Genomic DNA, 12,585 nt, shown 5'->3' with positions numbered 1-12,585 from the left:
CGGTGTACACACGCAAGAATCAGAAGAACCTCACCAGCGCCGAGAAGAAGAAGTTCGTGAACGCCCTCCTCGCGGTCAAGCGCAAGGGTGTCTACGACGAGTTCGTCCGGCTGCACGGCAAGTACTTCATCTCCGACGGCGAGGCCGGGCTGCGGGTCGGTCACATGTCCCCCTCCTTCTTCCCCTGGCACCGCCGTTATCTGCTGGAGTTCGAGCGCGAGCTCCAGGCCGTCGACCCGGACGTGACCCTTCCGTACTGGGACTGGACGGTCGACCAGTCGCCCTCCTCCTCCCTCTGGGCCGACGACTTCCTCGGCGGCAACGGGCGCAAGAGCGACGGGCAGGTCATGACGGGCCCGTTCGCCTACGCGGCGGGCAACTGGCCGATCAACGTGGGCGTGACGGAGGAGAAGTACCTGATGCGGGACCTCGGCCGGCCCGCCGACCCCGTCGCCCTGCCCACCAAGCAGGAGCTGGCCCGGGCGGTCGACGACCCGGTCTACGACGCCTCCCCCTGGGACTCCACCGTCACCACCGCGGGCTTCCGCAACAAGATGGAGGGCTGGACGGTCGGCGCCGACAAGGGCTGGACCAACCACAACCGGGTCCACCTGTGGATCGGCGGCCAGATGACCGGCGGCACCTCGCCCAACGACCCGGTCTTCTGGCTCCACCACACCTTCATCGACCTCGTCTGGGCCCGCTGGCAGCGCAAGCACCCCCGCTCCGGCTACGAGCCGCGCACCAAGGTGCCGCCGGGCGACCCCCAGTACGGCAGGGTCGTCAGCCTCGACGAGCCCATGGAGCCGTGGGGTGTCCGGCCCTCGGACCTGCTCGACCACGAGCGCTTCTACCGCTACGAAGAGTGACGCACCCGGCAGCCGCTGCCCCCGTACGTCGCGTAACGTCAACCCGTTGAGAAGAGGAATTCCCATGCGCATCCGTCACGTCCGTCACGCAGTCCTCCCGGCCGCCGCGGCAGCCGCCCTGCTCGCCCTCGGCGTCGCCCCGGCCGCCCAGGCCGTCCAGTCCGCCGGCGCCCCGGCGCAGCACAGCGCCGCCGCCGTCCGTACCGCCCAGGCCGTCCCCGCCTTCGCGGGCCACACCTATGTGCTGACCCTCGACAACGGCGCCGTCCTGCGCAACTCCTACTCGGCCGACGGCAAGACCCTCAACTGGACCGCGCTCGCCGGTCCGATGCAGGGCCGCTCCGGCCAGGAGAACCTCACCGTGCGCGCGGTCGGCGAGGGCCTGTACTTCGTCAACTGGGTCGAGGCGTCCGGCATGACCGTCAGCCACGTCATGGACCTGCGCAACAAGACCGTGAGCGTCTACTGGACGTACGGCACCCCGGACGGCGGCCGCACCGGCGAGCTGCACACCGCGACGCTGGAGCGCGTCTCCTCTTAAGCGATGCACGTGCGGCGGGCGGCGCGCCGCGGCGCGCCCCCGCCCGCGTCCTTTCCCTCCCCAGGAGCGAACACATCCCATGGCCGCACAGGCGACCAAGGCACCGGCACCTGCCGGACCGCAAGCAGTTGTTGACGACACACACGGGATACACGGGACACACGGGAAACAGGCCGACGGCGGTGAGCTCGGCAACGGGCTGCGCCCCCGGCACCTGACCATGCTCGCGCTCGGCGGCGTCATCGGCGCCGGGCTGTTCGTCGGTTCCGGCACCGGGCTGCGGGTCGCCGGACCGGCCATCATCGTCTCGTACGCGCTGGCCGCGGGACTGGCCCTGCTGGTCATGCGGATGCTCGGCGAGCTGGCCGCGGCCATGCCCGCGAGCGGCTCGTTCTCCGTCTACGCCGAGCGCGCCCTGGGCAAGTGGGCGGGCTTCACGGCGGGGTGGCTGTACTGGTGGGTGACGGTCATCGCCATCGCCATCGAGCTGATCGCCGCCTCCACGATCCTCCACCAGTGGCTGCCCGGCATCCCGCAGTGGGCCATCGCCCTGGTCGCCCTGGGGGTGTTCACCGGGGCCAACATGCTCTCGGTCGCCTCCTTCGGCGAGGCCGAGTTCTGGTTCGCGGGCATCAAGGTCGCCGCGATCATCGCGTTCCTGGCGCTGGGCGTCACCGCGATGTGCGGCGGGCTGCCCGGGGTCGCCTCGCCCGGCCTGGCCAACATCACCGGTCACGGCGGTTTCCTGCCGCAGGGCTGGAACAGCATCGTCGCCGGGCTGCTCGCCGTCGTCTTCGCCTTCGGCGGCATGGAGGTCATCACGATGGCGGCCGCGGAGTCCGGCGACCCGGCCCGCTCGGTCACCAAGGCCGTCAACAGCGCCATCTGGCGCATCAGCCTCTTCTACCTCGGCTCGATCGCGGTGATCGTGGCCCTGCTGCCGTGGGACCGCGCGGTGCCGGGGCGCAGCCCGTACGTGGCCGTGCTGGACCTGCTCGGCGTGCCCGGCGCGGGCAGGCTCATCGAGGGGGTCGTCCTCATCGCCCTGCTGTCCGCGATGAACGCCAATCTCTACGGGGCCTCGCGCATGGCCTACTCGCTCGCCGCCCGCGGTGACGCGCCCCGGGCCCTGCTGGGCACCTCGCGGCGCGGCGCGCCCCGCGCCGCCGTCGCGGCCTCGGCGGCCTTCGGCTTCGTCGCCATCGGGCTCGACCACGCGTGGCCGGAACGCATCCTGCCGTTCCTGGCCAAGGCCATGGGCGGGGCGATGCTCTTCATGTGGCTGACCGTGGCGGCGGCCCATCTGGTGCTGCGGCGCCGCCTGGAGAGGGAGTCGCCGGAACTGCTGGTGGTACGGATGCGGGGCTTTCCCTACCTGTCCTGGGTGGCGGTGGCGGGCATCGTGGCCGTCCTGGCCCTGATGGCCTTCGACGCGACGGCCCGCCCTCAACTGGCGTGGTCGGCACTGCTGGTCGTGCTCTTGCTGGCGGCTTCGGCGATACGGTCACGCCGGGCGACGTGACCCTTGCGCCGGGGGCTTCGCCCCCGGACCCCCGTTGTCGTGGTGGGGCGAAGCCCCGGGCTCAAGGGGCGCGGGGAACTGCGCGACCAGCCCCCACCGGCCCGCAGGCGCGTGACGCGCTCACGAGCCACCCCGGTAGGCGCTGGTCGGCACAGCCTCACGCAGTGAGTTCGTGCTCCGCGTGCGGCGAGATCTCCATCCCGCCGTCGTCCATCGGCAGCATGCCGGTCGTGGCGATGAGATACCCCAGCTGCGCACGGCTGCGGCTGCGCAGCAGCGCGGAGATGCGGCTCACGCGTCCGGCCACCGTGCGGCGGCTCGTGCCCAGTCTGCGGGCGATCGCCTCGTCGGTGTAACCCGCCACCAGCATCCGCATGATGGCCCGCTGCATCTCGTCGGTGACGACGGGCTCCTGGTCCCGGGAGGCCGTGGGCACCACGGGCGTGGCCCGTTCCCACGACCCCTCGAAGACCTGGACCATGAAGGAGACGATGGCGGGGTGCCGGATCTCCAGGGCGGTGGCCCTGTGGTCGCTGTCCCCGGGGACGTACGCCACGGCGCGGTCGACGATGACCAGCCGGTCGATGACGTGGTCCAGCGTGCGCACCTCGCCCCCGGCCTCGATGATCGCCTCGATGTGCCGCATGGTGGCCGAGTGCGTGCGGACCGCGTGCTGGTAGAGCGTGCGGTGCCGGGTGCGGCCCCGTACGTGGTCCAGGTCGTCCAGGTCGTGGGCGAGCCGCTCGCCGCCCGGCTGGACGGTCATGACCTCCTCCTGGGCCGAGCGGACGGCGTGCGCCAGGGTGGTGTTGATGACCCGTTCGCCGTGGACGGTCGTCGCCCAGCCCAGGCCCAGGTGCTCACGCCTGGCCGCGGTGTAGATCGCGTGCACCGGCGCGAAGGCGCTCGCGATCTCCTGCGCGTTCGCGCGCTGCCGTTCCAGCGACTCCTCGATGGGCCGGACGAGTTCGGCCTGTGCCACCTCGGGCGAGACGGGCACCAGTACGTCCGGGTCGTCCGGCGGTACCACCAGCAACCCCTTCCGCACCAGACACTGCGGAGCCCCCTCCCTCGGCGTACATCCCTTGACCACGGCTTGTCGATATCTCGTGAGGCCCTCGCCGCACAGAGCGTGCCCCTCGTCACCGAGGTGCGACCTGCCGCAGCATTCCCCCATGTACTGCCTTGCATGATCCTGCATGGCGCAATTATGCAATCTTGAAATAAAGCTTTGGGAGTGTTTTGCAGCACATACTGTGCATTGAACGTGTATTTTTCCTTTGAATCGCAGGGTGGGGGAGATTGTGGGCGGTTCGGGTGCACTGGCGGTCCTGCTGGAGAAGTGGAAGGACGCCTTCAACGGTCACCGGGTGCGGGACATCGTCGAGCTCTTCGCCGACGACGCGCTCTTCCAGGGGCTGTCCCCGCGGCTGCTGACCGGCCGTGACGAGATCACGACGTACTACGAGAACGTCCCGGCGGGCATGAAGGCCGCCGTCGAACTGCTCCACTCCCGCACGGTCGACGCCGAGGCCGTGAGCGGCTTCGCGACGGTGGTCTTCACGGACGCGGCGGGGGGCCGGCTGCCGGTGCGGCTGTCGGTGGTGGCACAGCATCTGGGTGACGACGGGTGGCGCATCAGGCAGTACCACGTGTCGAAGCTGTGAAGGGGCGCCCTGTGAGGGGCGCGGGGAACTGCGCGACCAGCCGTACACGGCCTGCAGCCGCGCGCCGAGCGCAAGTGGCACCCCGGTAGGCGCACCCGGTCACAAGCGCGGGCGCATACGCAGGCACGAACAAACGACGCGGCCGCTGTCCGTGGGCCGTCGTACGCTGGGAGCCAGCCCCGGCCCGTGAGAAAAACGACGCGTCGGGCCGTTCGTGTTGCCCACCTCGGGACGGAAGCCCTTCATGAGCCTGCACGGTCTGCTCGATGCCGTCGTCGGTGATCCGGCGCTCGCCGAAGCGGTGAAGGCCGCGGCCGACGGCCATCGGCCGCATGTCGACGTCGTCGGCCCGCCTGCCGCACGCCCCTTCGTGATCGCCGCGCTCGCGCGCGAGACCCAGCGGCCGGTGCTCGCGGTGACCGCGACCGGGCGGGAGGCGGAGGACCTGGCCGCGGCGCTGCGGTCGCTGCTGCCGCCGGACGGCGTCGTGGAGTACCCGGCGTGGGAGACGCTGCCGCACGAGCGGCTCTCGCCGCGTTCCGACACGGTCGGCCGACGGCTCGCCGTGCTGCGCAGACTCGCGCACCCCAGCGAGGACGACCCGGCCGCCGGGCCGGTCAGCGTGATCGTCGCGCCCGTGCGCTCCGTGCTGCAGCCGCAGGTCAAGGGGCTGGGCGACCTGGTTCCCGTCAGCCTGCGCGCCGGCCGGAGCGCCGATCTGGAGGAGGTCGTGGAGGCGCTGGCCGCCGCCGCGTACGCCCGGGTCGAACTGGTGGAGAAGCGTGGCGAGTTCGCCGTCCGCGGTGGCATCCTCGACGTCTTCCCGCCCACCGAGGAGCACCCGCTCCGGGTCGAGTTCTGGGGCGACGAGGTCGAGGAGATCCGTTACTTCAAGGTGGCCGACCAGCGCTCGCTGGAGATCGCCGAGCACGGCCTGTGGGCGCCGCCCTGCCGTGAGCTGCTGCTGACCGACGCCGTCCGGGAGAAGGCCGCCGCGCTCGCCGAGGAGCACCCCGAGCTCGGCGAGCTCCTCGGCAAGATCGCGGAGGGCATCGCGGTCGAGGGCATGGAGTCCCTCGCCCCGGCCCTCGTCGACGACATGGAGCTGCTGCTGGACGTCCTCCCGGCGGGCGCCATGACCGTCGTGTGCGACCCGGAGCGGGTCCGTACCCGGGCCGCCGACCTGGTCGCGACCAGCCAGGAGTTCCTCCAGGCGTCCTGGGCGGCCACAGCGGGCGGCGGCGAGGCGCCCATCGACGTGGACGCGGCGTCCCTGTGGGGCATCGCGGACGTCCGCGACCGTGCCCGCGAGCTCGGCATGATGTGGTGGTCCGTCAGCCCCTTCGCGGCCGATGAAGAGCTGGACGGTGACACCCTCAAGCTGGGCATGCACGCCCCCGAGACCTACCGCGGCGACACCGCCCGCGCCCTGGCCGACACCAAGGGCTGGCTGGCCGACGGCTGGCGCACCGTCTTCGTCACCGAGGGCCACGGCCCCGCGGCCCGTACGGTCGAGGTGCTCGGCGGCGAGGGCATCGCCGCGCGGCTCGACGCCGACATCGACGGGCTCGCGCCGTCCGTCGTGCACGTCTCCTGCGGCAGCCTCGACAACGGCTTCGTCGACCCCGGCCTGAAGCTCGCGGTGCTCACCGAGACGGACCTGTCCGGCCAGAAGTCCGCCAGCAAGGACCTCGGCCGGATGCCGGCCCGCCGCCGCAAGACCATCGACCCGCTCACGCTCCAGGCCGGTGACCACATCGTCCACGAGCAGCACGGCGTCGGCCGCTACCTGGAGATGGTGCAGCGCACCGTCCAGGGCGCCACCCGCGAGTACCTGCTGGTGGAGTACGCGCCCGCCAAGCGCGGCCAGCCCGGCGACCGGCTCTACATCCCCACCGACCAGCTGGAGCAGCTCACCAAGTACGTCGGCGGCGAGTCCCCCACGCTGCACCGCCTCGGCGGCGCGGACTGGACGAAGACCAAGGCGCGGGCCAAGAAGGCGGTCAAGGAGATCGCCGCCGACCTGATCAAGCTGTACTCGGCGCGCATGGCCGCCCCCGGCCACACCTTCGCCCCGGACACCCCCTGGCAGCGCGAACTGGAGGACGCCTTCCCGTACGCGGAGACGCCCGACCAGCTCACCACCATCGCCGAGGTCAAGGAGGACATGGAGAAGTCCGTCCCCATGGACCGCCTGATCTGCGGCGACGTCGGCTACGGCAAGACCGAGATCGCGGTCCGCGCGGCCTTCAAGGCGGTGCAGGACGGCAAGCAGGTGGCCGTCCTGGTGCCCACCACGCTGCTGGTGCAGCAGCACTTCGGCACGTTCTCCGAGCGGTACGCGCAGTTCCCGGTGAACGTGCGCGCCCTGTCCCGGTTCCAGACGGACACCGAGGCGAAGGCCGTCCTGGAGGGCCTTCGCGACGGCTCGGTGGACGTCGTCATCGGCACGCACCGGCTGTTCTCGTCGGAGACGAAGTTCAAGGACCTCGGCCTGGTCATCGTCGACGAGGAGCAGCGCTTCGGCGTCGAGCACAAGGAGCAGCTGAAGAAGCTGCGGGCCAACGTGGACGTGCTGACGATGTCCGCCACGCCCATCCCGCGCACCCTGGAGATGGCGGTCACCGGCATCCGCGAGATGTCGACGATCACCACTCCGCCGGAGGAGCGGCACCCGGTGCTGACCTTCGTCGGCCCGTACGACCAGAAGCAGATCGGCGCCGCGATCCGGCGCGAGCTGCTGCGCGAGGGCCAGGTCTTCTACATCCACAACCGGGTGGAGTCCATCGACCGGGCGGCGGCGCGGCTGCGGGAGATCGTGCCCGAGGCGCGGATCCAGACGGCACACGGCCAGATGGGCGAGAGCCGGCTGGAGCAGGTCGTCGTCGACTTCTGGGAGAAGAAGTTCGACGTGCTGGTGTCCACGACGATCGTGGAGTCCGGTATCGACATCTCCAACGCGAACACGCTGATCGTCGAGCGCGGCGACACCTTCGGCCTGTCGCAGCTGCACCAGCTCCGCGGCCGCGTGGGCCGCAGCCGTGAGCGCGGCTACGCCTACTTCCTCTACCCGCCGGAGAAGCCGCTGACCGAGACGGCGCACGAGCGGCTCGCCACGATCGCCCAGCACACGGAGATGGGCGCGGGCATGTACGTGGCGATGAAGGACCTGGAGATCCGCGGCGCGGGCAACCTGCTCGGCGGCGAGCAGTCCGGGCACATCGCGGGCGTCGGCTTCGACCTCTACATCCGCATGGTCGGCGAGGCCGTGGCGGACTACCGCGCCTCGCTGGAGGGCGGCGCCGAGGAGGCCGCCCCGCTGGAGGTGAAGATCGAGCTGCCGGTCGACGCGCACGTCCCGCACGACTACGCGCCGGGCGAGCGGCTGCGCCTCCAGGCCTACCGGGCCATCGCCTCGGTCAACAGCGAGGAGGACATCCGGGCCGTCCGCGAGGAGCTCACCGACCGCTACGGCAAGCTGCCGGAGCCCGTGGAGAACCTGCTGCTGGTCGCGGGCCTGCGGATGCTCGCGCGCGCCTGCGGCGTCACGGACATCACGCTCCAGGGCCAGAACGTCCGCTTCGGCCCGGTCGAGCTGCGGGAGTCGCAGGAGCTGCGGCTGAAGCGGCTGTACCCCCGGACGGTCCTCAAGCCCGCGACGCACCAGGTGCTGGTGCCCCGCCCGGCGACCCGCCCGATCGGCGGGAAGCCGCTGGTCGGCCGGGAGCTGCTGGCGTGGACGGGCGAGTTCCTGACGACGATCCTGGGGTCGTGAAGGCCCCGCACGTCGTGGCGCATGCCGTGGCACGGCATGCTGTGGCGCAGGTCGTGACGCACGCCGTGTCGTACGTCGTGTCGCACGTCGTGTCCGGCCGGTGAGCGGCACCCCCGTGGTCGCTCACCGGCCGGTGCTCATGGGGCGGGCGTCGGGCCCGCCTGCCCCTGCCCCTGCCGCCCCTTTTTCTCCAGCACCACGTAGCCGCCTTCGACGCCCATGAGGGCGTAGCGGGCGCCGGGGTGCATCCGCTCGGCGTCCGCCGGCAGGTCCACGAGGTTCCTGCCGTCGGGGACGCGCTGGGCGATGTAGTCGGGCGATATGCCGCGGGTGTCGCCGTACCAGAAGACCCGGCAGCGGCCCGCGAGGCGGCTTATCGGCGGCACGTCGGACTCGACGGTGGCACCGTCCGGAATCCGGTCCAGGAGCCGCTCGGTGGCACGCACGCTCTCGGGCACCCGGTAGGTGGCGCCCTGGGTCAGGGCGGCGACCGGCAGCGAGGTGCTGAGCGCGAGCGCCGCGGCCAGGGCGGCGGCGGGCAGCTGGTGGGCGTAGGAGCGTAGCCACGGCCGGCGGCTGTCGGCGGCGCCGGTGAGTGCGTCGGTCAGCGCGATGAACACGACGGGCATGAGCACGGCGCTGTAGTGCCAGTCGGTCGTCCAGTAGTGGTCGTCGTGGGAGGCGAACCGCCAGGCCAGGGTGGGCACGGCGGCGATCAGCAGTGGTGAGCGCAGGGCCAGCAGGCCGGTGGTGGGCAACAGCACCCACAGCAGGGTGCGGGCCGCCGTGTCCGGGGGGATGACGGGCGCGGGCCCGTCGCCGCCGCTGAGCTTGGTCCAGTAGTCGTACGAGCCGCCGTTGTTGAAGCTCGGGATGATCACGCCGAGGGAGACGGCGGTCGCGGCGAGCCCGAAGACGGCCAGGCCCACGGCGAGGGCCACCGCGTGCCGGTCCCGGGCGGGACGGTCGCCGCGGGTGCCGCCGCGCAGCCGGATCAGGACGACCACGCCGATGGCCGCCGCCGTGATGCCGAGGTCCTCCTTGACGAGGACGAGCGGCACGGCCCACAGGACCGCGGAGCGCCACCGCCTCCGGACGACGGCCTCCAGGGAGAAGGCCAGCAGCGGCATGGCGAAGGCGATCTCGTGGAAGTCGAAGTCGACAGCGCGCTGGACACCCCAGGAGAGCCCGTACGCGATGCCGATGGCGAGCCCGCGCCCACGGCCCAGGCGGTCGGCGGCGAGCCGGGTGACGGGTATCGCGGACAGGGCGAAGAGCGCCGCCTGCGCCACGAGCAGGGTGACAGGCGTCGGGAAGAGCCGGTAGAAGGGGGCGATCAGCGCGGTGACGGGGCTGAAGTGGTCGCCGAGGATGTTGGTGCCGGGGCCCTTGAGGTCGACTATCGGTGCCCCGAGGCGGGCGTAGGCCCGTACGGCCTGCTCGAAGATGCCCAGGTCCCAGGACATGGTGAGCATCCGGCGGTACCGGCACACGGACAGCGCGGTGTAGAGGACGAAGAGGGCGCCCGCCACCCAGTACGGGTCGAGGCGGGGAGCGCGCGGGCCCGCGGTGGCGTCGCGGCTGCCGGGGGCTCCGTCGGCCGCGCGCCGGGCGGGTGCCGGGCCGGTGGCTGCGGCCGGTTCCATCGGCTGTCCCCTTCTTCTTTGGTTTCTTCTCTGGTTCTTCGGCTTCCGGGAAGTGTCCAGGATGCGGCACGGCTCAGTGGTGGCTGCCGGAAAGCCGTCCGGATCCCCCTCGGGAGGAACCCCTCGGCGGTTTCTTCGGCCCTCTGGCGGGGCCCCTCACGGAGTCCCTCCTTGAAGGGACGAGTGGGCGCGCCGAGTGGTTCACCCCTATACGTCCCGAGTTCGCCCGGTCGTCCTGGTCCCGCTCCTGTCCTCAAGCGGTCTTCTTCCAGTCCTTGCAGCCGTTGGTCTTGAAGTAGACGTCCTCGGGGGTGATGGTCACGATCCCGCTGCCGGTGACGTTCTCGTTGGCCGCGATGGAGTCGACGCCGTGCAGGGCGTCCTTGTCGCGCTCCCAGTAGCAGCCGGTCTTGTTGCCCTCGGCCTTGTAGGTGCCGGGGGCTATGTCGACCCCCACGCGGTACATGCCGTTGCCGGGGACCTCGGTCTTCGGGGTGCCGGTCTTCTCGCCGGTGACGAGATACCAGCCCTTGCAGCCGCGGGTCTTGAAGAGCTTGTCCTCCTCGGTGATCTGCACATAGCTGATGCCGACCACGTTGTCGTTGGCGCTGATCGAGTCCAGCTCGCCCTTGGAGTCCTTGGCGCGCTCCCAGTAGCAGCCGAGTTTGTTGCCCGCGGAACGGTAGGTGCCGGGCTTGATGTCCTTGCCGACCTGGTAGGTGCCGCTGCCCGACATGTCGGCCTTCTTCTTGGCCTTGTCGCCGCCGCCGTCCGCGTTCTTTTCGGTGCCCGAGCCCTTGCTCGCGGCGGCGGGCTTGTCGTCCTTGCCGTCGCCGTCACCGCCGACCGCGGCGCCGATGGCGGCCACGACGACGATCGCGCCCGCCGCGGTGAGCACCTTGTGCCGCGCGAACCAGCTCTTCTGCTTGCGCTGGTGAGGGGCGTGGTGGGCGTGGTGAGCCATGGGTGACACCTTTCGGCGTGAGGGTTTCCGTGAACCGATGGGTTAATGAAAACAGAGCCTGTGAACCGCGTCAACGCGATTCACGGATTCCGATCGGTTCACGCCCGTGAAGGGGGTGGCGCACGCCTCGCGGGTATGCTCGGCAGCACAGCGAACGGGCGGTCGAAGCGGCCGGAACAGCAGCCGCCGAACAGCCGGAACAGCGTGCGAAGGGGAGGGCAGCCGGTGCAGGACAGCGCAGCGGAGGTGACCGCGGCCGGGATCGCCCGACTGGCCGGAGTGGGCCGGGCGGCGGTCAGCAACTGGCGGCGCCGCCACGCCGACTTCCCCCAGCCCGTCGGCGGCACCGAGACCAGCCCCGCCTTCGCCCTCACCGAGGTCGAGGCGTGGCTCCTCCGCCAGGGCAAGCTGGCCGAGGTCCCGCTGGACGAGCGTGCCTGGCAGCAGCTCACCGGCCACCCCGCCGGAGCCGTCACCGCACTGCGGCACGCCGGCGCCGCCCTGCTCCTCGTCCGGGACCGGCCCACCGACTGGCTCCGGCTCGCGGCGCTCACCGACCCCCGGCTCGCCGAGGAACTGCCCCCCGCGCTGGCCGCCGTGCTCACCGCCCGGCTGGGGGAGGGGCACCCCGTCGCCGTGCCCACCGCCGCCGAGCTGGCCCCGTCCCTCGCCCTCGTGCGCGCCGCCGCCGAGCTCGCCGCGGGCCGGGGCGCCGACCGCGTCTACGCGTTCCTGCTGGGCCGCCACCTCGACGCCAACCCCCGGCAGTACACGCTCACCCCGCAGGGCCCCGCAGAGCTCATGGCCGCCCTCGCCCTGGGCGACGGCCGCCGGGCCAGGGGCGCCGCGCCCGCCGTCCTCGACCCCGCCTGCGGCACCGGCGCCCTGCTCCACGCGGCCGCCGCCGAGGGCGGCGCCGTCCACGGCCAGGAGTCCGACCCCGACCTCGCCGCGCTCGCCGCGCTCCGCCTCGCCCTGCGCACCGACGCCCCCGTGCGCGTCCGCACCGGCGACAGCCTGCGCGCCGACGCCTTCGCCGGCCTCGCCGCCGACGCCGTCCTGTGCCACCCCCCGTTCAACGAGCGCAACTGGGGCCACGACGAGCTCGCCTACGACCCGCGCTGGGAGTACGGCTTCCCCGCCCGCACCGAGTCCGAGCTCGCCTGGGTGCAGCACGCCCTCGCCCGGCTGCGCGACGGTGGCACCGCCGTCCTGCTCATGCCCCCGGCCGCCGCGTCCCGCCGCTCCGGCCGCCGCATCCGCGCCGACCTGCTGCGCCGCGGCGCCCTCCGCGCCGTCGTCGCCCTGCCCGCGGGCGCCGCCCCGCCCTACGGCATCCCCCTGCACCTGTGGGTACTGCGCCGCCCGGACGGCCACCAGCCGCCCGCGCCCCACGTCCTGCTCGTCGACACCGCCGCCCTCGCCGAGGGCCCCGGCGCCGCCCCGGGCCGCGGCAAGCTGCCCTGGCAGGCCGTCCGCACCACCGTGCTCGACGCCTGGGAAGCCTTCGACCGCGACGGCACCGTGCCCGAACAGCCCGGCCGCTGCCGTGCCCTGCCCGTCATCGGCCTGCTCGACGACGACGTGGACCTCGCCCCCGC

9 protein-coding genes are annotated in these 12,585 nt (G+C 72.2%); 6 read left to right on the top strand and 3 right to left on the bottom strand.

Features of this window, described 5'->3' with window-relative positions:
- Positions 1–2 precede the first annotated feature (2 nt).
- The 3 genes from K6I34_RS05515 to K6I34_RS05505 all read left to right on the top strand — a co-directional run bounded on the left by K6I34_RS05515 (position 3) and on the right by K6I34_RS05505 (position 2,932).
- Positions 3–869, top strand: coding sequence for a tyrosinase family protein (locus K6I34_RS05515; RefSeq protein WP_229322938.1), 867 nt, complete (start codon positions 3–5; stop codon positions 867–869).
- Positions 870–933: 64 nt separating this feature from the next.
- On the top strand, positions 934–1,410 hold the full coding sequence (locus K6I34_RS05510; RefSeq protein WP_229322937.1) for a MoaF N-terminal domain-containing protein: 477 nt from the start codon (positions 934–936) through the stop codon (positions 1,408–1,410).
- Between the two features lie 79 nt (positions 1,411–1,489).
- A complete protein-coding gene (locus tag K6I34_RS05505; RefSeq protein WP_229322936.1) occupies positions 1,490–2,932 on the top strand; it encodes an amino acid permease in 1,443 nt (480 codons plus the stop codon).
- A 157-nt stretch (positions 2,933–3,089) separates the two neighbouring features.
- On the opposite strand, the gene K6I34_RS38555 is transcribed toward K6I34_RS05505, so the two are convergent.
- Complete coding sequence (locus K6I34_RS38555) at positions 3,090–3,962, bottom strand: LuxR C-terminal-related transcriptional regulator (protein ID WP_229322935.1); 873 nt, start codon at positions 3,960–3,962, stop codon at positions 3,090–3,092.
- Positions 3,963–4,224: 262 nt separating this feature from the next.
- Here K6I34_RS38555 and K6I34_RS05495 point away from each other — a divergent pair, with 262 nt between their 5' ends.
- Positions 4,225–4,599: a nuclear transport factor 2 family protein gene (locus K6I34_RS05495; RefSeq protein WP_229322934.1), complete on the top strand. Its 375-nt coding sequence runs from the start codon at positions 4,225–4,227 to the stop codon at positions 4,597–4,599.
- A gap of 244 nt (positions 4,600–4,843) precedes the next feature.
- A complete protein-coding gene (gene mfd, locus K6I34_RS05490) occupies positions 4,844–8,374 on the top strand; it encodes a transcription-repair coupling factor (protein WP_229322933.1) in 3,531 nt (1,176 codons plus the stop codon).
- Positions 8,375–8,511: 137 nt separating this feature from the next.
- On the opposite strand, the gene K6I34_RS05485 is transcribed toward mfd, so the two are convergent.
- Positions 8,512–10,020 (bottom strand): DUF2079 domain-containing protein, encoded by a 1,509-nt coding sequence (locus K6I34_RS05485; protein ID WP_229322932.1) that lies wholly within the window; start codon positions 10,018–10,020, stop codon positions 8,512–8,514.
- Between the two features lie 253 nt (positions 10,021–10,273).
- Positions 10,274–10,984 carry a hypothetical protein gene (locus tag K6I34_RS05480; protein WP_229322931.1) on the bottom strand — a complete coding sequence of 237 codons (711 nt, stop codon included), beginning with the start codon at positions 10,982–10,984 and terminating at the stop codon, positions 10,274–10,276.
- A gap of 225 nt (positions 10,985–11,209) precedes the next feature.
- Between K6I34_RS05480 and K6I34_RS05475 the strand changes: the two genes are divergently transcribed.
- Positions 11,210–12,585, top strand: a 1,376-nt coding sequence (locus tag K6I34_RS05475; protein ID WP_229322930.1) for an N-6 DNA methylase, incomplete at its 3' end; no start/stop codon positions are given.

Origin of the sequence: Streptomyces sp. UNOC14_S4, from assembly GCF_020740835.1 — a bacterium.
In the GTDB taxonomy this organism is placed as follows: domain Bacteria; phylum Actinomycetota; class Actinomycetes; order Streptomycetales; family Streptomycetaceae; genus Streptomyces.
Note: the sequence above shows the minus strand (reverse complement) of the source record. Positions and strands in the feature narration are given on the sequence as shown.